Origin of the sequence: Streptomyces atratus (assembly GCF_014648655.1) — a bacterium.
In the GTDB taxonomy this organism is placed as follows: Bacteria; Actinomycetota; Actinomycetes; order Streptomycetales; family Streptomycetaceae; genus Streptomyces; species Streptomyces atratus.
In genome coordinates this window covers 1-21,507 of sequence record NZ_BMRN01000074.1, presented here as the reverse complement: position 1 = coordinate 21,507, position 21,507 = coordinate 1, and the positions used below count along the sequence as shown (strand labels likewise).

Genomic DNA, 21,507 nt, shown 5'->3' with positions numbered 1-21,507 from the left:
ATGCCGTTCGGGCGGCCCCTCGCCCTACTACCCGCCTTAGGATGTGACACAGCTCCTATGGGTGGCATCACATCCCCAGCGCCAAATCGGCGGTCTCGACGGGGACGAGCGGGACAGCGAGGCGTCCGACTGGACGGGACCCGGACCAGGCACTCGGGCGCTGACTTACCGATTCCGCACGACCCGAGGCCTGCGCCCTTTCCAGCTCACCGGGTGAGTGCGTCCATGGGCGCGAGGCGGGTCCAGGGGCGCGGACGTTCCAGGTCGGCGGCGAGTGCCGGCAGCCGTCCCTCGCCGTCGGAGGGGACGACGAACTGAACGGCATACGGCGAGCGGTCCGCCTGCTCCGCGGCGCCGAGGGGCACAGCGATAGCCGGCCAACCCGCGAGGTTCCAAGGCGGGGTGAAGGAGCTGAACCGGGTGTTGGCGAGCAGATTTGCCGTCCAGCCCCGTCGGTGCCAGTCCTTCGCCGCCGGGGCGGGCCGGGCGAGAGCCGGGGTGAGCAGCACGCCGTGGCTTCATGCCCCGGCCGAACACCCTCGACATCCCGGTGACGGGCGCGGTTGAGGGCAGCCGGTACGTGGCAAGGGTCATCGCCATCGACGCATACGGAAATGCCTCCGCGGCCGTGTCGCTGACGTTCGGCAAGTAACGCTGCCGGGACCGGGCGGCTCCCTCCCTGGGGTGCCGCCCGGTCCCTGTCCTGCCGGGTGGTCAGGTCGCGTCGGGGTCGACCGCGGCCCGCCCCTTGGCGCGCCTGCCGACGACGGCTGCCGCCGCGACCGCGCTGCCCGCGAAGGCAAGGGCGACCATCCATGGCTGGTTGAAGACATGCCGGGTGGCATGGTCAAGGGAATACCGGCCGGGGCCGATCAGGCCGATCGCCGCCGCGGTGAAGCCGAGGAAGGCCGGGTACTCGTAGCCGCCGCCCTGTGCGAAGAATCCGGCGGGTGCGTGGACAGCCACCGCGCCCGCCATCGCCCCGGCCGCGGCCGCACCGGCCGCCGGGGTGGCGAGGCCGAGGGCCAGCAGTGCGCCGCCGCCCGCCTCGCCGAGCCCGGCGGCGACCGCGCTGTGCTTGGGCGGGTGGAAGCCCATGGCCTCCATCGCGGCCGTGGTTCCTTCGATGCCTCCGCCGCCGAACCAGCCGGCCAGCTTCTGGGTGCCGTGCGCGGCCAGTACCGCGCCGGTACCGACACGCAGGACGAGAAGGCCGAGGTCACGCCGGTCGAGGCAGGCCATGAGAGCCTCCGCAAGGGTTCGGGGGTCGGTGGGCTTCGACGCGCCACCCGCGCCGTGGCGGACACATGCCACGCTTCCACTTTCCGTGGCCCGGGGCGCCGACGTGTCCTGGTGTTACGCCGTCCGGGGGACGACCGCACTCCCGGCTCTGCGGCGAACGCCATTGTGCAACTTGTTGCACAATGGCGTTTCGATGGTCTACAACTGGCGCAACGACACTGCGCGAGGAGCCACCTCATGAGCCCGTACCCGAATCTGCTGCGCCCGCTCGACCTCGGGTTCACCACCCTCCCCAACCGGGTCCTGATGGGGTCGATGCACATCGGCCTGGAGGAGGTCGAGCGCGGCTTCGAGCGGATGGCCGCCTTCTACGCGGAACGTGCCCGGGGCGGCGTCGGCCTGATGGTCACCGGCGGCATCGCTCCGAACGCTCGCGCCTGCTCCCTCCCCGGCGGCGCCAAGATGACCACCGAGGCGGAGGTCGAGCAGCATGCGCGGGTCACCGCCGCCGTACATGAGGCGGGCGGCCGGATCGCCATGCAGATCCTGCATTTCGGCCGGTACGCACACCATCCCGACCTGGTTGCGCCGAGCCCGATCCAGGCGCCGATCAGCGCATTCACTCCGCACGCCCTTGACGACGACGAGGTCGAGGAGACCATCGAGGACTTCGCCAGGGCAGCCGAGCTCGCGCGGCGTGCCGGGTACGACGGTGTCGAGATCATGGGCTCCGAGGGCTATCTGATCAATGAGTTCATCGCCGCCGCCACCAATCACCGCACCGACCGCTGGGGCGGCTCGTACGAGAACCGCATCCGGTTCCCCGTCGAGATCGTGCGCCGGGTCCGTGAGCGCGTCGGCAGCGATTTCATCCTGATCTACCGGCTCTCGATGCTGGATCTGGTGCCCGGCGGTTCCTCGCTGGAGGAGGTCGTACAGCTCGCCCGCGAGATCGAGGCCGCCGGCGCGACGATCATCAATACGGGAATCGGCTGGCACGAGGCCCGTATCCCCACCATCGCCACCTCGGTGCCACGCGGTGCCTACACCTGGGTCACCGAAAAGGTGCGCGGCGCCGTCTCAGTACCGCTGATGACGAGCAACCGCATCAACACGCCCGAGGTCGCCGAGGAGATCCTCGCCTCGGGGCGGGCGGACATGGTGTCGATGGCCCGGCCGTTCCTCGCCGACCCCGACTTCGTCGTCAAGGCGTCCGAGGGCCGCGCCGACTCGATCAACACCTGCATCGGCTGCAACCAGGCCTGCCTGGACCACGTCTTCAGCGGCCGGGTCACCTCCTGCCTGGTCAATCCTCGCGCCTGCCACGAGACCGAACTCACCCTGTCTGCGACCCGCACCGTCAAGCGGGTGGCGGTCGTCGGCGCCGGGCCCGCCGGTCTCGCGTGCGCCGTCGCAGCGTCCGAGCGCGGGCACGAGGTGACGCTCTTCGACGCGGCCGAGGAGATCGGCGGCCAACTGAACGTGGCGCGCAGGGTTCCCGGCAAGGAGGAGTTCAACGAGACACTTCGCTACTTCCGTACCCGGCTCGCGGAGGAGAAGGTCGGGCTGCGGCTCGGTACACGGGCCACGGCCGATGTGCTCGAAGGCTTCGACGAGATCGTCCTCGCCACCGGTGTCACGCCCCGCTCCCCCGTGATACCCGGCCTGGATCACCCCAGCGTGGTCAGCTATCTCGACGTCCTGCGTGACGGGGCGCAGGTCGGCGACCGGGTCGCGATCATCGGGGCGGGCGGGATCGGCTTCGACGTCGCCGAGTTCCTGACCGACTCGGGCGATGCGGCAAGCCTCGACCCCGAGGTGTTCTTCCGGCAGTGGGGCGTCGACACCGACTACCGCGACCGGGGTGGCCTCAGCGCCCCGGAGCGTCCGAAGACACCGCGCACCGTCCATCTGATCCAGCGCAAGAACGGCAAGGTCGGTGAGGGACTGGGCAAGACGACCGGGTGGATCCACCGCACCGAGCTGCGGCACCGCGGTGTCACGATGATTCCGGGCGCCGCCTACGACCGGATCGACGACGGCGGGCTGCACCTCACGGTCGACGGCGAACAGCGCCTCCTGCCGGTCGACACGGTAGTGCTCTGCGCGGGCCAGGAGCCGCGCCGCGAGCTGTACGAGGAACTGCTCGCCGCGGGCCGACCGGCGCATCTGATCGGCGGCGCCGATGTGGCCGCCGAGCTGGACGCCAAGCGCGCGATCCGCCAGGGCACGGAGCTCGCCGCTTCGCTGTGACGGATACGGGAACCCCGGCCCGGAGGTTCCCGACCGGCCCGGCCCCTCCGTCATGGGGCCACTGGCCCGGCCGTCCTTAGGATGCACCCCATGTCACTCCCGCACGCGATCCTCACCGCCCTGCTCGAAAAGCCGTCGTCGGGGCTGGAGCTGACCCGCAGATTCGACCGGTCGATCGGCTATTTCTGGTCCGCCACGCACCAGCAGATCTACCGCGAGCTGGGGAAGCTGGAGCAGGCCGGGCAGATCCGGGCGCTGCCGTCGGAGCAGCCCGCCCGTGGGCAGAAGAAGGAGTACGAGGTGCTGCCCGCGGGGCGCGAGGCGCTGTCCGCATGGGTGGCCCGCTCCGAGGACCCCAAACAGATCCGGGATCCGCTGCTGCTGCGGATGCGGGCGGCGGCGGTCGTCGGGGCACCTGGCCTGGATGCCGAGCTGCGCCGCCATCTGGGGCTGCACCGTCGGCAGCTGGCGGAATACCTGGAGATCGAGAAGCGGGACTTCCCGCCCGAGCGGAACTTGGACGAGGACCGGCTGCGGCATCTGGTGCTGCGTGGCGGCATCGATCTGGAGAACTTCTGGATCGGCTGGCTGACGCGGGCACTGGCCCAGGACGGGCAGCCGAGTCCGTAGTCGGGTCGTTTCCGTACGTGACAGTTCGATGGGCAGATGTCACATCGCCGCGGCAGGCCCCGGCAAGCGGCGGGCGACGCCACACTCGTTACGGTCCGCCCACCGGGGTCCGGTCCAGCTCCGGTCGTAGCGTCGGCTGGTCCATCGGCCCTCGGCTCCCGATCACGACGCGAGAGGGTGATCCGGCCCCGGGCTTCGGCTCGGCCGTGGCCCGGTCGGCGAGGGTCGACGTCTCCGCCTGTGCCCGGCTGAGCAGGATCACGCCCCGTACGGCCGCCGCCGTGCCGAGCGCTGCCGGGATCAGGCCGATCGTGCCCCCCTGAAGGCGTTCGCCGAGCAGGGCCAGTCCTATGGCGGCCGCGGCCACCGGATTGGCGAGTGTGACGACGGCCAGCGGCGCGCCCAGGCCACCCCGGTAGGCGATCTGGGAGAGCAGCAGCCCGCTCATCGCGAACGCGGAGACAAGAAGCGCGACGATCACCAGGTCCCAGCTGAACAGCGGGCCGGTGTGGTCGGTGACGGAGACGGTCAGGGTCTGGGTGAGCGCGGAGGCGACCCCGGAGGTGATGCCGGACGCCGCCGCGTGCCGCAGGCCGGGACGTGCCCCCGGGCGGCTGAGTCCGGCGACGACGGCCACGGTCCCGGCGCCGACGGCCAGGGCTTCGGGGAGGCTGAGCGTTTCCTGCGGGGCGGTGCCGCCCGCGGTCATCAGCAGGGCGCCCAGGCCGAGCAGGGTGAGGACCGTTCCGCGCCATTCGATCCTGGTGACCCGGCGTCCGGCGGCCCTGGCGCCCAGCGGGACTGCGGCGACCAGGGTGAGGGCGCCGAGTGGCTGGACAAGGGTGAGCGGGCCGTACTTGAGCGCCGCGACATGCAGCAGCGCGCCACCGGCGTTCAGTCCGACCGCCGACCACCAGGCGCCGCGCCCGAGCAGCCTCAGGACCCCGGCGTCCGGCTCGCTGCGCCCGGCGAGCCGGGCCTGCGCCACCGCGGCCGAGGCGTACGCGGCGGCGGAGACCAGCGACAGCGCGACGGCGACCAGGGTGGCGTTCACCGCCGGGTCCCGGACGAGGCGTACGAGCGGGCGGAGTGGGCCTGCGGCTCGGCGCCCGCGGGCGGCACAGCGGGTTCGGCGGCCCGGGGCACGGCCGTCGGAGCGGGCTCGTACCCCGTGGAGGGCCACGGGATGTGTGCCCGTACCGGCATCGTGCGCTTCAGCGGCAGCACCGCGAACGCCACCGCGAGGAGCGCGGAGACCACGATCGAGTCGAGCCAGTAGTGATTGGCCGTGCCGACTATCACCAGCAGCGTGATGAGCGGATGCAGCAGCCACAACCAGCGCCACCGGGTGCGGGTGGCGACGATCAGCCCGACGGCGACCATCAACGCCCAGCCGAAGTGCAGGGAGGGCATGGCGGCGAACTGGTTCGCCATCGAGTCGGTCGCCGGCGTCGCTGCGTACACCGTCGGTCCGTACACCTGGCCGGTGTCGACGAGTCCGGCGGCGGCAAGCAGCCGCGGCGGGGCGAGCGGGAACAGCAGATGGAGTGCGAGCGCGGCCCCGGTGAGCGCGGCGAGGATGCGGCGCGACCAGACGTAGTGGCGCGGGCGGCGCCAGTAGAGCCACACGAGGAAGAGCAGCGTGGCCGGGAAGTGCACGGTCGCGTAGTAGGCGTTCGCGAGGTGGATCAGCGTCTCGTTGTGCAGCAGCAGATTCTGCACAGTGCCCTCGCCGGGCAGGTGCACGGACCGTTCGAAGTCCCAGACGTTTCCGGCGTTGCGATACGCCTCCTCGACGTGACCGTTCGCGGCCTGCCGGCCGAGTTTGTAGATCACGAAGAGCCCTACGACGAGAAGAAGCTCGCGGACGAGGGGCGGTCGGGCAGAACTGTCCGGCTCCTGATCTGCGGGCTCGCTACCGGCGTACACCACCCGGTGCCCCTTTGCTGACGAAGCAGTGTTGCGACGGCGTGGTCCAGTCCACGCCGCATCGATACGCCAGTGTACCGATACGCGAACGTATCGGTACATGTGCGTTTCGGTACACTGGCGTATCGATGGACCTCGTCGCACAATCGCTGAGAGGGAAAACGCATGTCGCCGCAGGAAGCCGCACAGGAACCGGCACACACGCCACGCCGCTCGAAGATCACGCCGGAGCGGGCGCAGGAGTTCTACGCGGCCGTGCTCGACATGCTGAGAGAGTCCGGCTACGAGGCCCTCACGATGGAAGGGGTCGCCTCGCGGACGCGCTGCGGCAAGTCCACGCTCTACCGGCAGTGGGGCTCCAAGCCCGAACTGGTCGTGGCTGCGCTGCACGGCACCCGGCGGGTGCTGCTTCCGCACATCGACACCGGCACCCTGGCAGGCGATCTGCGCGAGGCCGCCCGGGCCATCGGCGCAGGCTCGGGCCGCGACACCCCGCTGATGCACGCACTCAGTCATGCCGCACTGCAGAGCCCCGAGCTGCTGTGCGCGTTGCGTGAGGCGCTGATCCTGCCGGAGATCGCGGCGATCGAAGCGATGGTCCGGCGCGGAGCGGAGCGCGGCGAGATTCCGGCGGACACTCCCGCAGCCGAGTTCGTCTCCGCGCAGCTGCTGGGCGTGATGCGTGCCCGGCCACTACTGGAGGGGAAGTTCGCGGATGAGGCATATCTCACCCGCTTCGTGGAGAACGCAGTCCTTCCCGCACTTGGACTGGAGGCATCCACGCCCTAGGAGGGTGCTGAAGATCTTGGCCGGTTCAGGGAGCGGCGTTCGGTGCGTGCAGCTGCAAGGCGCCGGAGCATCCTCATAGCGGAGCTATTAGGACGTTTCGGCAACGCCGCAGATGTGCGTGCCGGGCGTCGCGAGCCCGGCCAAGATCTTCAGCACCTTCCTAGCCCCAAAGACGTGGGCCGTTGTCCGAGCGGATGACGACGGCCCGCTCGCGCCGCACCGTGGGGACGGGGGCGGCGCACCATCCGGGCGGCCGGTGACTCCTCAGGGAGGCACCGGCCGCCCGCGCTTCTTTCCCTGCAGCTCATCCCACCCGGCTCTTTCCCCGCAGCTCATCCCACCCGGCTCTTTCCCCGCAGCTCATCCCACCCGGCCAAAGCGGCGACTGTTCTGCCAAACAAACGATTGGTAGCTTTACGGAACCGATCGGCGTGCACTTCGGCCACAGCAGAGGCGGACCATGGACATCGGCAATCCCATCGACTTCACGGGACGGGCAGTGATCGTCACCGGTGGCACCAAGGGCATCGGCGCCGCGATCGCCAAGGCCTTTCTCTCCGCCGGCGCGGATGTACTGGTCTGCGGCCGCAGCGAACCGCCGGAACTGCCGGGAAGCGGCGCCCGGCAGGCACACTTCCACGCAACCGATGTCCGCGACCCTGCGGCCGCTGCCACGCTGGTCGACACGGCGGCGGAACGGTTCGGACGGCTGGATGTGCTCGTCAACAACGCGGGCGGCTCCCCCGACAGCGACGCGGCCACCGTTTCGCCACGGTTCATCGAGAAGGTCGTCGCACTCAATCTGCTGGCCCCTTTCTATGTGGCGCAGGCCGCCAACCGGATCATGCAGGGCCAGAGCGAGGGCGGCTCGGTCATCAACATCGGCAGCGTCTCCGCGCACACCCCGCAGCCGGGCACGGCCGCCTACACGGCGGCGAAGGCCGGACTGCTGGCACTGACCCGGGCGCTGGCTCTCGAGTGGGCACCCAAGGTACGCGTCAACCACATCACGACCGGACTGATCCGCACCGAGAGCGCGGCACCGGCGTACGGGGAGGACGGCGGCGCCGCCGTCGCCGGAGTGATTGCGATGCGACGGATGGCCGTACCGGAAGATGTTGCGCGCGCCTGCCTGTATCTGGCGGGCGATCTGGCCGAGTACGTCAGTGGGGCCGATCTGGCGGTGCACGGCGGGGGCGAGGTGCCGGCCAGGTTCCTCGCCTCGAAGAGCGGACAAGGCGGCTGAAGCCCCAGGGGTTTCGGTGAGCGACGGATCACTGGCGGCGAGCACCCGCACTCCGAGGGCGCACATGCACACGGACAATCATTCTCGTCCCCTTGACGATATCAACCGACCTCCCTTATCGTCTCCATGACGAGAATGAGGGGGCTTCCGACATGGCCGACATCACCAGGCGCTTCGGCTGGCGCCATCTGCGCTCCGCACCCACGGCCCACATCCGCCACCACAAGCGCGGCCGGCTCGCCCACGACGGCCCAGGGCTGAGTTTCTGGTACCGGTCACTGACCGCCGCGCTCTCGGAAGTGCCGGTCAACGACCGGGAGTTGGCCATGGCCTTCCATGCCCGCACGTCCGATTTCCAGGACGTCACCGTGCAGGCCACCGTGACGTACCGGATCAGCGACCCGGCCGAGGCCGCCGCCCGCCTAGACTTCTCCGTCGACCCCGACACCGGGGTCTGGCGCGGCGCGCCGCTGGAACAGATCGCCACGCTGCTCACGGAGACAGCTCAGCAGCACACCCTGGACGTGCTGGCCAGAACAGCGCTGGCCGAGGCCCTGGTCGACGGAGTCGCATCGGTACGCGACCGCGTCGCAGCAGGGCTTGCCGCCGAACCCCGGCTGCCCGCCACCGGTATCGACGTGGTCGCGGTGCGGGTGGTCGCCATCCGTCCCGAGGCCGAGGTGGAGCGCGCGCTGCGCACCCCCGCCCGCGAGCAGATCCAGCAGGAGGCCGACCGGGCCACCTACGAGCGCCGCGCCGTGGCCGTGGAACGGGAACGGGCCATCGCCGAGAACGAGCTCGCCAGCCAGATCGAACTGGCCCGCCGCGAGGAGCAGTTGGTCGAGCAACGTGGCACCAACGCCCGTCGCGAGGCCGAGGAGAACGCCGCGGCCGACGGGGTACGCGCCGAGGCCGAAGCGGCACGCAAGGTGCGGCTGGCCCGGGCCGAGGCCGAGGCCGCCCGCGAGGTCGGCGCCGCACGCGCGGAGTCCCAGGCGGCCTGGCTGCGGGTGCACGGCGAGGTGGACGCCGCGACCCTGCACGCCCTGGCAGCGACCAGGCTCGCCGAGAACCTGCCGCGCATCGACAGTCTCACCCTCTCCCCCGACGTCCTCACCGGCCTGCTCAGCAAGCTCGGCAGGACCGGCCCGGAGCCCCGGGCATGAGCCTCGCCCCGCGCGCTGTGCTGGTCCACCGCACCACCGAGTACGACGAGTTGCTGGCCCGGCACGGCACGTGCGGCCAGGCCGCGTTCTTCCTGTCCAGCCGTGGCCGGTCCATCGACGAGGTGGCCCTGCGGCACCGGCAGACCCGGCAGGCGCTCGCCGATGTGGCGGCAGCCGTGCCGCTCCAATGGCGTCAGTCACGGGTGGAGCGCGCCGATCTCGACCGTTTCCTGTTCGCGCCCGAGGACGTGGTGGTCGTAGTCGGACAGGACGGACTCGTCGCCAACGCCGCCAAGTACCTGTCCGGCCAGCCCGTCGTGGGCATCGACACCGACCCCGGACGCAATCCGGGCGTGCTCGTACGCCACCGGCCCTCCGATGCGGCCGCCCTGCTCCGGGCGGCCGCATCCCCCGGCGGCGCGGCGGACGAACTCACCATGGTCGAGGCGGTCGCCGACGACACCCAGCGCCTCCTGGCCCTCAACGAGATCTACCTCGGCCCGCCCGGCCACCAGACCGCCCGCTACCGGCTCGGCCCCGACGCGCCTGATGCCCCCACCGAACCGCAGGCCTCGTCCGGCGTCCTGGTCGGCACGGGCACCGGCGCCACGGGCTGGCTCCGCTCACTGTGGCAGGAACGCCACAGTGACCTGCGGCTCCCCGCACCCACCGACCCGCGGCTGCTCTGGTTCGTCCGCGAGGCCTGGCCGTCACCGGCGACCGGCACCTCACTGGTCGCGGGCGAACTGGGGCGCGGACAGGGGCTGAGGCTCACCGTGGAGTCCGACCGGGTGGTGGTCTTCGGCGACGGGATGGAGACGGACGCGCTGGAGCTGACATGGGGTCAGACGGTACGGCTGGGCATCTCGGCGACATCGCTGCGCCTGACCGTCTGACGGCCCGGACCACGCACCTCGCCGGGGCGGTTGCCGCGCGGGGGCCCGCTCTCCCGCGTCGAGGACGAGCGGGCACCGGCACGGTCGGCGGACGACCTTCACCACCGGAGAGTTCCAGATCTCCCTCGGCGCCGCACGGTCCTTGTCCCCGCCCGCCTTGTCGAAGCCGAAGCGCAGGGTGTACGTCCCCGCCGGGGCGGGCGAGCCGCGGCTTCGCGCCCCAGCCGTAGAAGTCCACTCCGGTGCCGGCGCCGGAGTTACGGGACGACCTGACCGGCCGTGGCGAACACCGGGCCTCCGCCGGGCGGCGGACCACCTCGATAGGTCCGCGTGCGGTGGTACGTAGGCTTCCGGGAACACCGGAACGCCGAGGCCTCGCGCCCGCGGCACCCCACACCCACCCGCTAGGAGCACCATGGACACCACCACCCCCACGGACGCCCTCTCCCGCAATGCCCGTCCGCCGCTGGCGCAGGCGGCGCTCGGCGTGGGCGTCATCGTGCTGGACACCCAGGGGCGCGTGCTGCTCGGCAGGCACCACAGCGGAACCTGGGAGCTTCCCGGCGGCAAGGTCGACCCGACCAATGAGTCCATCGCCGCGGCGGCCGTACGTGAGCTCCGCGAGGAGACGGGCCTCGAGGTCGACGTGGACAGCGTGACGGTTTTCGCCATGCTTCACGACGTGGTCGCGGGGATCAACCGTGTGTCGATGGCTGCCGTGGTGACCCTGGAATCGGGGAGCCCGCAGGTGACCGAGCCCCACCTGATCAGCACCTGGCAGTGGACCGGGCTCGACGCTCTGCCGGGTCCGTTGTTCGGTCCCTCGGCGCAGGTACTCGCGGCCTGGCGCCCGGATCTCTCGATCGAGCACCCTCCGGCGCACCGGCTGACCGTCTCGGCCACCGGGGACGGCTCGTAGCCCTGGCCCCTCAGCCCTGCGCCCGGGGTTCGCAGGCGGAGTCGGCTTTTCGGTGTCGATATTGATCCGCTACACCGCGTCCGGGTGGAAAACCGCACCGGCGGCGGTCGCGACCGGATGGGCGTTCATGATGAGTACGGTGCGGTCCCCAGGGACGCCGAACGCGAAGAGGTCCGTCAGGTCGAGCCGGGCATCGTCCATGGGGGACCTCAGATCGGGCCCACTGAGGTGATGAGACATGACCCCAGCGTCCGCCCCGCGCATGTGCATCGCCCTGCGGGGACGGTAGCTGAGCAGGTCGCCGGGCCGGCAGTTCGGTACCTCACAGATGCGAGTGAGGGTCGTGAAGCGGATCGCTTTGGCGCGGCCGTTCTTCAGGATGGACAGGTTGACGTCGCTCACGCCGACGCGGGGGATGCCAACTCGGCCAGTTTCATGCCTTGTTCGGCAAGGAGGTGATCCAGGTGCACCTGGATGGCGTGGCTCTCCTGTGCTTCCGGGGCCATCAGACGATCCCGTCGAGGTCTTCGCGCATGGCCACGCCGACACGCCTGATCCGCACGAAGGTGAGCAGTGCGAGTGCATTGTCGAATATCGATGTTATCGAAAACCGACACATACCCGTGGGCCCCAAGTACACCTCTGCACCGGCGAGATGGCCCGGCAAGCAGAGCGGGAAGGATTCCGGGATATGCCGGGACAACCTGAACCACTGAGCGCCGCCGTGACGTTCCGGGTCTGTATCGTCACATGTTCGAGAGTCCGAAGGCGCGGTCCGCCCTCTGCGCTGCTGACAGGTCAGCGCGTCGGCCTGATCCGCTGGTGCACATGAGGAGCTGCGATGAGCCCTGAATCCCTGGTCCGACAGGCGATCGCCGAGGGCATGAGGGGTATCCCCGCCGGGGAGATCGTCCTGCGGGACGAGGGCACGCAGACGAACTGGAACGTCGAGGTCGCCGCCTTCCGGCTGGCGCCGTATCCCGTGACGCGCGAGCTGTACCGCGCCGTTCGGGGCGAGGCGCCCGCGAGTTCGGCGGGGCCGCGGACACCGGTGACCGAGGTCTCCTGGAAGGAGGCCGTTCGATTCTGCAACCTGCTCTCGCAGGCTACGGGACTCGAACCCTGCTACTCGATCGGCGACGACCCCGACGGGCAGGACGTGATCTGCGACTGGGAGGTCGACGGCTATCGGCTCCCGTCGGAGGCGGAGTGGGAGTACGCGTGCAGGGCCGGAACCTCCGGTGCACGCTACGGAGAGCTGGACGAGATCGCCTGGTACCGCGGGAACTCCGGCGGCGAGGTGCACGATGTCGCGACCAGGGCGCCGAACGCGTGGGGCCTCCACGACATGATCGGCAACGTGTGGGAGTGGTGCTGGGATGTCTACGATCCCCGGGTCTACGGCCCGTACCGCGTGTTCCGTGGCGGAGGTGGATACGATCGCCCCCGAGGGTGCCGGGCGTCATGCCGCCGCAAGAGTCACCCGACCTTCCGTATCGACGACCTCGGGTTCCGGCTCGCCCGATCACTCTGAGCAGCGGACGCGCAACGCGTCCGGCCGATGCCGTTCGCTCCGGGGCGCCCCGTCGGCCGGCACGTGGCTCAGGAACGGCTTCCGGCGGTCGCGTCGTCGAATGTGAACGTGACCGGCAGGTGTTCGGGGCCACGCAATCCGCCCGGCCGCCACCGCAGTTCGTCCGGGGGAACGGCCAGGGCGAGACCGGGAAGGCGACGCAGGGCGGTGCCGATGGCGATCTGTCCCTCGAGCCGGGCCAGCGGCGCACCCAGGCAGTAGTGGATGCCGTGTCCGAACGCGAGGTGGGCGTTGTCCTGCCGGGCGATGTCCAGGCGGTCGGGTTCGGGGAAGTGCTCCGGGTCGCGGTCGGCGATGGCGGAGGCGACCAGCACGGTCGCGCCGCGAGGGATGTTCACCCCGGCGATGGTGATGTCCTCGCGTGCGAACCTGGCGATGCCGGGGTTGACGGGTCCGTCATAGCGCAGGAATTCCTCGATCGCGCCCGGCAGCAGCGCCGGGTCGTCCCGCAGGATCCGAAGCTGGTCGGGGTGGGCGAGCAGTGCGGCAATACCGCTGCCGATCAGATTGACCGTAGTGATGTATCCGGCCACCAGCAGCAGGAAGGCCATGGCGATCAGCTCGTCCTCGTCCAGCCGCTGTTCCTCGTCCCTGGCAACGATCAGCGCGCTGAGCAGGTCGTCCCCGGGCCGGGCCCGTTTGGCCTCCAGGAGCGTGGTCAGGTACGAGCGCATCTGCCGCCACGCCCCGTCCACCCGGGCCGGATCGGGCGGCTCGATCCCCCGCAGGATCATGTCATCTGTCCACTGCTGGAAATCGTGCCGGTCGGTCACGGGTACCCCGAGCAGTTCGCTGATCACGGTGACCGGAAGCGGCAGCGCGTAGGTCTCGATGAGGTCGGCGCGACCGGCCGGCACGATCTCGTCGAGCAGTCGGTCGGCGATCCCCTGGACGCGGGGCCGCAACTCCGCCACCCTGTGCGCAGTGAACGCCTTGGAGACCAGGCGGCGCAGGCGGGTGTGATCGGGCGGATCCGAGCGGAGCATGTTGCGCAGCACGGACTCGCGGTCGGTGGCGGGCAGCCGCTCGATGAGCCGGGGGTCCGACGCATCGCGGACGTCACTGCTCAGCTGCGGGTGGGACAGGGCCGCGAGGCCGTCTTCATACCGTGTGACCAGCCAGGCTTCCAGGCCTCCTGCGATGACGGCGCGTCGCACCGGGCCGTCATCGCGAAGCTGCCGGTAGAGCGGAAAGGGATCCGCCACGAAGGCCGGGTCGGCGTAGGGCAGAAGGACCGGCTGCTGGCTCATCATGCCTCCCGTAGGGCATCGCGCCTCTTCACACACTTGAACCGCTTTGAGCGATATGCCCCAGCGTAATGGGCCCGGGGCGCCACCCAGGGGAAGGGCGGCGCGAGCCGAGCCCGGCGGGTCGGGGGCGCTCGGCCCTGTGCGCCCGTGCGGGGTCGCGACGCAGCCCCGCCGTCCGTCGCGTCCGGTGGCGGGGTCGCGGCGAGACCGGCCACCATGCGCGCGAAGGCGCCGGCCGCCCGTTCGTCGAGTTCCTCCATGCGACAGGAAAGGAGGGAAGGTCTCTCACCTCTCACGAATCACAGAACTTTCACGGCGCACGGTCGATCCCGACGAACCACGACGTCATCGCGTGATCCCGTGGCGAGCTGGTTGCGCATAGTTGCACGACGACCGCCCCGCGCTGAGGTGCCGACGTCAAGAGCGCAGACCGCACGCGACCGGATCGCGTGACGCCGGGGCCGGGTCGTCATTGAACTGTGCGACTCCGTAACGCCGGGCGGCACTCAGGCCCGGCCTTCTTACCGGAGAGCCGGGCCTTGCCCGGGCCGTCAGCGGCCGGCTGGCTCTGCCGACCAGGCCGCCGCGCGGGTCCGCGCCCCGGGTCAGATACTGAGTCGGCAGGAGCGCCGGCGGTGGCCGGTGCGGCTGATCAGCCCGCAGGCTTCGAGGCGGCCGAGCCGGTAGGCGACGGAGCTGGTGCTGGACGGGCCGACCCGCTCGCCGATCTGCCGGAAAGAAGGGCTCTCGCCGGTCCCGGCGATCCAGTCCCGGATCGTGCGCAGGATCACTTCCTGCCGGGCGAACAGGACATCCGGCCGGGTCATGCCGCATCCACGCTGTCGAGCACGAGCTCAACCGGTCGGCGTGAGCGAGGGCCACACGCCGAACCACTGCTCGGCGCCGTACTCCTCGAACCGCTCCACCTCGGTGAACCCCAGCCTCGCCGCGAGGCGCATCGCGCGGTCGTTGGCGGTCTGGGTGCAGAGCACCACCGGCTCGCTGGGAAACGCGTCGGCGAACCATTCGAGTGCCGCTGCGCACGCCTCGGCGGCGTACCCGCATCCCCACGCCTCCGGCAGGAACATGTAACCGAGGTCGACCTCCCCGGCATCCGGACGGACGTGACCCGGACGCTCTGCATCGCGCCGATCAAGCGTGATCATGCCGATCATCGCTCCGTCGAGATCGATCACGAACAAGCCAGGGCGCCGCCCGGGCACCTCAGGCACCGCGCGCTCGAGCTCATCACGCGGTCGAGGACCACCGATGTAGGTGCCCACCTCTGGCGAGGCGAACAGCTCGATGAACGCCGCACGGTCTCGCGCCTCGGACTCGCGGAGCACGAGCCGCTCGGTCCTGATCGGGATAGGCGGCCAGGCGACGTATCCAAGCTCAGTCATGTCGAGCAACGTATCGCACGCCCGTCGGCCGAGAACCTCAGCAGCTCGAAACGCCCGAACCACAACCAGAGTCCCGAAGCGAGCACCAACGCGCTCTCTACGCCTCCCACGGGAAACTGGAGGAGGCCCTCCAGGACGTTGCCGAGCGCATCGCCGCCGGCGAGCTACCCGAGATCGCCGCGCCGCCCATACGCCAGAGCCAGCCTCTCCCGACCGATCCGCTGGGACGTCATCGACGCCAACTACGACCAGGTCATCAAGTACGCCACCGCGATCCGCGACGGCGCCGCCTCCACCGAGGCAATCCTCTCCCGCTGCGTGAGCGCCGGGTGCGCCAGTGGCTGTCCGGGACGGCAGAAGCCGTGTCCCGGACAGCACCGCTCTTGTGAGCCAATCGGCCACTTGCTTACCTGACTGTGTTCCCCACCCCTTATGCCCTGGTGCCGGCAAGAACGGTGTGGCACCCGACGAGAGAGTGAAGGAAGTGCTCGTATGCGACGAACCGCGATAACCGCAGGAGCTGTGGTTTGCCTGACGGCTGTAGCTGCATGGAATGCATCAACTGCCAGCGCAGCAACCTACAGTGCCCGTTCAGCCACCTCGTCGAAGGGCGGCTATGGCACAGCCAGTGTGGTCGTCCAAAGCGGCACCGGCGGCACCACCGCAACCGTAACCGTATGCGACAACGGTGCTCCGGACGGGCTTCGCGCGGTCGCCTACCTTGGCGGCGGCGAACCGGTGCACGCTGCGGGCGGTTCCGGGTCGTGCAACACGGCGTCATACCGAATCGTGTTCAACGGCAACTATCCCCTTCAGGTTGCCCTCCGTAACGGTGCGACCGGCAGCGACGTGTATCACGGAACGCCTGTTGACGTATACATCCACCCCTAGATGACAGGGCCTGACTGGTGGCCACGGCACCGCCCCGCCTGCTGACGCCGCCTGCCACAACGCGACGCGCTGGGCGAACTTCGTCAAGCGCAACTGGACCGACTCTCGACGTGTTGAAGCAGATTGAACAGGGGGAAGCGTGCCGGGTTGGTGCTTCGACCGGCTGGCATGCCACCGGTTGTGGTCAAGATTCGCCGGGTTACGGGTCTGTCCCAGTGGGCTGCGGGCGTTGACGGGTGCGGAACGGCGGCGGGAACCGCCGTCCCGGCCGGCCGGCGGCGTGCCCCGGCGCGGTACGGCGCGCCGTGTCCGGCCCCTGTTTCCCTTGCCGGACGGCGGCAGGGAGCGGGGGCGGCAGGGAGCGGTGCGGGCGGGATGCGCCCGGTGGTGGTGCGCGTTGTGCCTGGCTGTGCGTGTAACAGGGGTGTATTAGGGGGTGGTTGGGCGGAACGCCTCGCCGGGCCGGGCGGGTCTTGGTGATCAGAAATGCTCGCTCGTACAGGCTCGTACCGAGCAGCTGGCACCCCCCACCGACACTGAGGAAGCAACAATGCGCGTTCGCAAGCTGACCTTCGCAGCCCTGGCCGTTGTCGCGGGTCTCTCGCTCACGGCCTGCCAGAACGGCGACGAGGACATGGGACAGAGCGCCCCGTCGTCCGCGTCCACCGCATCTTCCACGAGCGGCGGTTCGGGCTCGGGCGGTTCGGACCAGGACGGCGGGAAGGACTCTGCCGGAAAGGGATCCGGCGGGCACGGCACGGCCGCCGGGACCGGCTCCAACGAGAACGGCAAGGTCGGCAAGTGCCGCACCGACGAGCTGGAGATCACGGCGATGGACAGCACCATCGACGGCGACACCGATGGGACCGTCGCGGTGCAGCTGAAGAACGGCGGCGGCCGGGACTGCGTGCTCTCCGGGTACGCGGGCGTCGACCTGAAGACCAGCTCGGGGTCGCTGTCCGCGAAGCGCACCGGTGAGAAGGCCACCCCGATGACCCTCAAGGACGGGAAGTCGGTGTACTTCGGCATCAACTACCCGATCAACACGTCGGGCGGCTCCGGCGTCCGCATCACAGGGCTGGTGGTGACCCCGCCGGACGAGACGAAGTCGGTCACCCTCGACTGGCCGGGCGCCGACACGCTGCCTGTCACGGACGGCTCCGGCTCCCCGGTGAAGGTCGGTCCGATGGGGAGCGCCGGTCAGGGCGGCTGATTCGCACGTCCCAGCGTGCTCAGGCCGCACCGCGCCGCTGCCCGAGCACTCGCCAGTACAGCATGCAAAGCCCCCCAACACGCTGAAATCGACAGAGAAAGCAGCTGGGAGGCGTGCTGCGACGCGGAGTTCGGCATCAGCCGCGCACGCGTACCGGCTGCTCGACGTCGCCCACGCCCTGGGCACCATCCAGGCCGTCACCGCCGACACCGATCCGTCTCGCACGCGAGACACCAACCCGGCCGCCACGGCCGCGCTCGACTACAGCCTGTCCCAGCGCGCCCTCATCGCCGTCTCCGGCCGCTCCAGCGACGTCACGGAACCCGGATTCCACCCACCGCGTCGCCACACTCGCCCACAGCGGCCTGACGGCCCTCGACGAGCCAACGGTGCGCACCGTGGCCCGCCAGGCCGTCCGCGACGTCCGCACCGCCCCGTCTCCACCGGCCGCCGATCCGCCGGCGTATCCCGCAGCTGCGGAATGTTCCCCTGCTGCACTTTCCTGTGCCGCAGGGGAACATTCGACAGCGTGTGCGGCGGGGACGTGGAGTCGTTGTCTTCTTCGCGTGTCGCTTTGTGGGGTCGGGTTTGCGGACGGTGTGCACGTCATAGCGTGCAGTGAACTGGTTGTTCCTGCGGCCGGGTGGCCGTCCCGGGCCGGGCCGAGAGGATTTCGGTGCTCTGGCTGGGCAGGCGGCCTTCGGCCCGAGGTGCCGAAAGTCGCGACGGACTCGTGCGGGAGTGAGTCTGTCGGGCGGGACCGGCTTTCGAGGCGTTCAGTTCGGCGCTGGGGCCCCTCCTGCGCGTACCGGACCTGCCGTCCGCGCAGCTACAGCGTGCCATCCGTCTCGGGCGTGCCGCGCTCCTCGCGCGTCCGAACGACCACGGGCTCATGGCCGTCATGCTCAGCCGGCTCGATGGGCTGACGCGCGATCAAGCACGGTCCCTCGCGGACATCAGCCTGCGGTGGCTGGCCTGCCACGGCGGCAAGGCTCAGCGCCCGCTACTCGCCTCCTTCCTCACACGCCCAGACCTGACCGTCGAACAGGCACACATCGGCATCGACATCGCTCTGAACCATCTGAGCACCGACCGGTCGTCGAAGGTCCGCTCCGTGCTCTCCGGTGTCCTGCGCCATCCGGCCCTCGACGAGGGTCGGCGATCCCGCGCCATCGACAGCGCCCTGCGCTGGCTCCAAGAGCACGGCATGCTGCCAAAGGCACGTCTGGTCATCGAGGGTCTGCTCATTCTCCCAGCACTCTCCCCGAGCCAAAGAGTCCACGCGATGCGCCTGGCGGATTGCTGGTTGACCCGGCATGGAGAGCTGCCATTCGCCGATCACCTCCGCTCGACATTGGATGCGGAAACGCTGCGCGACGCCTCGCGAGAACAACTGGGAGCCGGCTCAGGACCATCGGCCCGGTGCTGACGGACCTCGGAAGCTCTACGACAAGGCCGCCGCTATCCACAAGGCCGAATCCACCTGGCCACCTTGGGCAGACGCTCCGTCCGCGCTGCCGGCTTGCGCCCTGTAGCGCACCTTGACGGGGTCAAGAGGCGTCTTGAGCCCTGGAGATTGGTCCCCAACCGGTCCCCGAAAATGATCAAAGGACCGTTTCGGATTGCTCCGAAACGGCCCCTGATCTGCGACTTCGAAAAGTCGGGACGACAGGATTTGAACCTGCGACCCCTTGACCCCCAGTCAAGTGCGCTACCAAGCTGCGCCACGTCCCGATGCGATTCCCCCCGGCTTTCCCGGGCGGCTGCGCAGGACAAACATTACCTCACTCCGAGGACCGGATCGACGCCCGTGCCTGGTGGGCGCGGTTTGCCAGGGATTCGGCGCCGCACGCCGTGGCCAGTTTGTGGGCTCTGGCGAGTTCGCGCGGGGAGCGGATCGCGATGCCGTAGTCGACGAGGGCCAGGGCGTGTTCGTACGCGGACGGGGACGCTTCCAGGTGGCGGACCGACTCGGCCAGCAGATGGGTGGCGTCCTCGGCGCGGGCGAAGAGGGCGACACAGCGCAGGGCCTCACCGATCGCGGTGTCCGTGCCGAAGCGTTCGGCATGCACTCGGGCCGAGGTGGCGAGTTGGGCGGCGCGGCCCGGGTCCTCCTCGGCAAGTGCGCGGGCGAGATCGCCGGCCCAGGGAGCCCATACGCCGTTGAACCTGCCGCGAGGTTCGAGCGCCTGACCGGCCGCTTCGAGTTCGGTGACCGCTTCCTTCGTACGGCCTTCGGCCAGCAGCAGCCGTCCTCGTACGCACGGTGCGTCGGGCAGCACCATCGCGCTGGGGTAGGGCGAGCCGAAGTCGTAACGGTCGGCGATCTCGCGCGCCTCGGTGACACGGCCGCGGGCGACCAGTGTGTCGATCAGCAGACAGGCAGCGTCCCAGTGGACGGGAAGTCCACTGCCGACACGGTCGGCGAGGCGCAGTCCTTCGCGGAGGAAGCCCTCCGCCTCGGCCAGCCGGCCGCGACGGCGGTGGACCAGCCCGAGCAGGGTGTGTGCGAACGCGAGATGTGCACCGCTCCAGCCTGAGATCTCGAAGGCGCGGACGGCCTCGCCGAAGAGTTCCTCGGCCCGGTCGAGCTGGTCCGTGAAGGCGTAGGTGATGCCGACGAGGGTCGGGAGCTCGAAGCCCCACTCGGTGTCGGTCCAGCCGAGCCCGCGGGCGGGGTGGCCGGCGACCAGGGCGCGTTCGCAGAGGTCGACGATGAGCTGGGCGTTCTCGCCGCGCATCATGGCGTCGAAGGCGCGGATGGTGAGCAGGGCGCGCTCGGCGTTGTCGCGGCCGGACAGATGGTCGGCGTTCCGGGCGAGCCTGGCGGAACGGGCGGGTCCGTCGTCCTCGGCGGCCTGCATGCCCTCCCAGAGGAAGTGGGCGGCCTGGAGCCGCATCAGGCCGGGGCCGGGGGCGGTGTGCGCGGCCTCGGCGGCGAGGGCGAGTGCCGCTTCCTTCAGCTGGTTGTTGTGGGAATGCGCGGCCGCGAGCCGGAAGGTGGCGTCGACCCGCTGGTCGTCGGAGAGTCCGGGCATCTCAAGGGCGGCCCGCAGATGCTGGACGGTGGTGGCCGGGGAGCTGAGCAGCGTGGCGCAGCCCAGTTCGTACAGCAGAGTGGCCTTGACCCGTTGGCGCGGTGGTTCTTGCAGGGCACGTTCGAGGCAGCGGCGGGCGGCCTCCGGGGCACCGACCGCGAGGTGCTGTCTGGCTGCTTCGCGGAGCTGCTCGACCAGTTCCTGGTCGTCGTCGGGGTGTACTTCGAGGAGGTGCCGGGAGGCCGCGGCGGCGCCGAGTCCCGCACGGGTGATCGCCCAGGCGGCCCTGCCGTGCATGGCGGTGCGGGTGGCTGGCGGGATGGAGCGGTACACCGCGGTGGCGATCAGCGGGTGGACGAACTCCAGTGGGTCGAAGCCGGTGACGATACGGGCTTCGCGCAGCCGCGCCGTGCAGTCGGCGGCCTCGGCGGGGCTCATTCCGGCGAGGGTGGCGGCGAGATCCTGCGAGATGTCCGTGCCGAGCACGGCGGCGGCCCAGGCGAACCGGTTGGCGTTGGTACCGAGCCGTTCGAGCCGGGCGACGAGTCCGCTGCCGCGGGCCGTCGCACCGAGTTCGCGCAGCAGCCCGGCCGACTCCTCCAGGGGCGCCAGTTCGCGGTCCTGGACCTTGGCGACGAGTTCGACCGCCTCGTAGGGGTTGCCCCCGGTGACGGCCCACACCTCGCGGCAGAACGGGTCGTCGGCGTGTTCGCCGAGGCCTGCGCGGACCAGTTCCGCGGTGGCGTCCGGGGTGAGGGCGCGCAGCGCGACCCGGACCTGGGAGGGGTGGGCGCCGCCCGATCCGCTCTCCTTCTGCCGCGCTGCCAGTTCTTCCGGCCGTTGGGCCTGGACGACCAGGACGGGCAGTTCGCCGAGGCGTGGGGTGAACGAGGCGAGCCAGGCGAGGGATTCGCCGTCCGCCCAGTGTGCGTCGTCGATGATGAGGGGGCTTTCCCCTTGATCGTGGACACCGGTTGTCATGCGGCGGTGGCCAGCGTAGTTGATCGTTGTTCGTAGGCGATCGGGCTGATCTGGCCGAGGCGGGAGT

The 21,507-nt window shown here is 70.2% G+C and carries 18 protein-coding genes, 1 tRNA gene and 3 pseudogenes; 11 read left to right on the top strand and 11 right to left on the bottom strand.

Annotated elements, in window-relative coordinates:
• Positions 1 to 206 precede the first annotated feature (206 nt).
• A complete protein-coding gene (locus tag IEZ15_RS40785; protein ID WP_189282026.1) occupies positions 207 to 509 on the bottom strand; it encodes an amidase family protein in 303 nt (100 codons plus the stop codon).
• A gap of 11 nt (positions 510 to 520) precedes the next feature.
• On the opposite strand from IEZ15_RS40785, the gene IEZ15_RS46620 reads away from it, so the two are divergent.
• Positions 521 to 652 (top strand): hypothetical protein, encoded by a 132-nt coding sequence (locus tag IEZ15_RS46620; protein WP_268250502.1) that lies wholly within the window; start codon positions 521 to 523, stop codon positions 650 to 652.
• A gap of 62 nt (positions 653 to 714) precedes the next feature.
• Here the strand turns inward: IEZ15_RS46620 and IEZ15_RS40780 are convergent, their stop codons facing one another.
• On the bottom strand, positions 715 to 1,242 hold the full coding sequence (locus tag IEZ15_RS40780) for a DoxX family protein (RefSeq protein ID WP_114247932.1): 528 nt from the start codon (positions 1,240 to 1,242) through the stop codon (positions 715 to 717).
• 237 nt (positions 1,243 to 1,479) lie between these two features.
• On the opposite strand from IEZ15_RS40780, the gene IEZ15_RS40775 reads away from it, so the two are divergent.
• Both IEZ15_RS40775 and IEZ15_RS40770 read left to right on the top strand, forming a co-directional pair.
• Positions 1,480 to 3,495, top strand: a complete 2,016-nt coding sequence (locus tag IEZ15_RS40775) for an NADPH-dependent 2,4-dienoyl-CoA reductase (RefSeq protein WP_189282025.1) — start codon at positions 1,480 to 1,482, stop codon at positions 3,493 to 3,495.
• Between the two features lie 90 nt (positions 3,496 to 3,585).
• A complete protein-coding gene (locus IEZ15_RS40770; RefSeq protein ID WP_189282024.1) occupies positions 3,586 to 4,125 on the top strand; it encodes a PadR family transcriptional regulator in 540 nt (179 codons plus the stop codon).
• 88 nt (positions 4,126 to 4,213) lie between these two features.
• On the opposite strand, the gene IEZ15_RS40765 is transcribed toward IEZ15_RS40770, so the two are convergent.
• Positions 4,214 to 5,179 (bottom strand): DMT family protein, encoded by a 966-nt coding sequence (locus IEZ15_RS40765; protein ID WP_229846480.1) that lies wholly within the window; start codon positions 5,177 to 5,179, stop codon positions 4,214 to 4,216.
• On the bottom strand, positions 5,176 to 6,057 hold the full coding sequence (locus IEZ15_RS40760) for a phosphatase PAP2 family protein (protein ID WP_189282023.1): 882 nt from the start codon (positions 6,055 to 6,057) through the stop codon (positions 5,176 to 5,178). The genes IEZ15_RS40765 and IEZ15_RS40760 overlap by 4 nt, the downstream gene beginning before the upstream one ends.
• Positions 6,058 to 6,219: 162 nt before the next feature.
• Here IEZ15_RS40760 and IEZ15_RS40755 point away from each other — a divergent pair, with 162 nt between their 5' ends.
• From IEZ15_RS40755 to IEZ15_RS40735, 5 genes are all read left to right on the top strand, one after another.
• Positions 6,220 to 6,843: a TetR/AcrR family transcriptional regulator gene (locus IEZ15_RS40755; protein ID WP_189282022.1), complete on the top strand. Its 624-nt coding sequence runs from the start codon at positions 6,220 to 6,222 to the stop codon at positions 6,841 to 6,843.
• Between the two features lie 460 nt (positions 6,844 to 7,303).
• Positions 7,304 to 8,089 (top strand): SDR family oxidoreductase, encoded by a 786-nt coding sequence (locus IEZ15_RS40750; RefSeq protein WP_189282021.1) that lies wholly within the window; start codon positions 7,304 to 7,306, stop codon positions 8,087 to 8,089.
• Positions 8,090 to 8,241: 152 nt separating this feature from the next.
• Positions 8,242 to 9,255 (top strand): SPFH domain-containing protein, encoded by a 1,014-nt coding sequence (locus tag IEZ15_RS40745; protein ID WP_189282020.1) that lies wholly within the window; start codon positions 8,242 to 8,244, stop codon positions 9,253 to 9,255.
• The gene (locus IEZ15_RS40740; protein WP_189282019.1) at positions 9,252 to 10,151 is read left to right on the top strand and encodes a hypothetical protein; all 900 of its coding nucleotides are present in this window, start codon (positions 9,252 to 9,254) and stop codon (positions 10,149 to 10,151) included. Before IEZ15_RS40745 ends, IEZ15_RS40740 begins: the two co-directional genes overlap by 4 nt.
• Before the next feature lie 415 nt (positions 10,152 to 10,566).
• The gene (locus IEZ15_RS40735) at positions 10,567 to 11,070 is read left to right on the top strand and encodes a nucleotide triphosphate diphosphatase NUDT15 (RefSeq protein WP_189282018.1); all 504 of its coding nucleotides are present in this window, start codon (positions 10,567 to 10,569) and stop codon (positions 11,068 to 11,070) included.
• Between the two features lie 279 nt (positions 11,071 to 11,349).
• Here IEZ15_RS40735 and IEZ15_RS40730 read toward each other — a convergent pair.
• A pseudogene (locus IEZ15_RS40730) lies at positions 11,350 to 11,576 on the bottom strand (helix-turn-helix domain-containing protein); the annotation flags it as partial.
• Positions 11,577 to 11,911: 335 nt separating this feature from the next.
• On the opposite strand from IEZ15_RS40730, the gene IEZ15_RS40725 reads away from it, so the two are divergent.
• Complete coding sequence (locus IEZ15_RS40725) at positions 11,912 to 12,604, top strand: formylglycine-generating enzyme family protein (RefSeq protein ID WP_229846479.1); 693 nt, start codon at positions 11,912 to 11,914, stop codon at positions 12,602 to 12,604.
• Between the two features lie 68 nt (positions 12,605 to 12,672).
• On the opposite strand, the gene IEZ15_RS40720 is transcribed toward IEZ15_RS40725, so the two are convergent.
• The 3 genes from IEZ15_RS40720 to IEZ15_RS40710 all read right to left on the bottom strand — a co-directional run bounded on the left by IEZ15_RS40720 (position 12,673) and on the right by IEZ15_RS40710 (position 15,317).
• A complete protein-coding gene (locus tag IEZ15_RS40720) occupies positions 12,673 to 13,914 on the bottom strand; it encodes a cytochrome P450 family protein (RefSeq protein ID WP_189282017.1) in 1,242 nt (413 codons plus the stop codon).
• Positions 13,915 to 14,519: 605 nt separating this feature from the next.
• On the bottom strand, positions 14,520 to 14,741 hold the full coding sequence (locus IEZ15_RS40715) for a LexA family protein (RefSeq protein WP_189282016.1): 222 nt from the start codon (positions 14,739 to 14,741) through the stop codon (positions 14,520 to 14,522).
• Positions 14,742 to 14,768: 27 nt separating this feature from the next.
• The gene (locus tag IEZ15_RS40710; RefSeq protein WP_189282027.1) at positions 14,769 to 15,317 is read right to left on the bottom strand and encodes a GNAT family N-acetyltransferase; all 549 of its coding nucleotides are present in this window, start codon (positions 15,315 to 15,317) and stop codon (positions 14,769 to 14,771) included.
• Positions 15,318 to 16,758: 1,441 nt separating this feature from the next.
• Here IEZ15_RS40710 and IEZ15_RS40700 point away from each other — a divergent pair.
• A complete protein-coding gene (locus IEZ15_RS40700; protein WP_189282014.1) occupies positions 16,759 to 17,421 on the top strand; it encodes a DUF4232 domain-containing protein in 663 nt (220 codons plus the stop codon).
• Positions 17,422 to 17,951: 530 nt separating this feature from the next.
• On the opposite strand, the pseudogene IEZ15_RS45935 reads toward IEZ15_RS40700, so the two are convergent.
• Positions 17,952 to 18,188 (bottom strand): annotated as a pseudogene (locus IEZ15_RS45935) (NF041680 family putative transposase); the annotation flags it as partial.
• Between the two features lie 125 nt (positions 18,189 to 18,313).
• Between IEZ15_RS45935 and IEZ15_RS40695 the strand changes: the two are divergent.
• Positions 18,314 to 18,850 carry a hypothetical protein gene (locus IEZ15_RS40695; RefSeq protein WP_189282013.1) on the top strand — a complete coding sequence of 179 codons (537 nt, stop codon included), beginning with the start codon at positions 18,314 to 18,316 and terminating at the stop codon, positions 18,848 to 18,850.
• A 231-nt stretch (positions 18,851 to 19,081) separates the two neighbouring features.
• Here the strand turns inward: IEZ15_RS40695 and IEZ15_RS40690 are convergent.
• Together IEZ15_RS40690 and IEZ15_RS40685 are read right to left on the bottom strand one after the other, a co-directional pair.
• Positions 19,082 to 19,155 (bottom strand) — tRNA-Pro (locus tag IEZ15_RS40690).
• Between the two features lie 50 nt (positions 19,156 to 19,205).
• Positions 19,206 to 21,404: pseudogene (locus IEZ15_RS40685) on the bottom strand (ATP-binding protein); the annotation flags it as partial.
• Positions 21,405 to 21,507 lie beyond the last annotated feature (103 nt).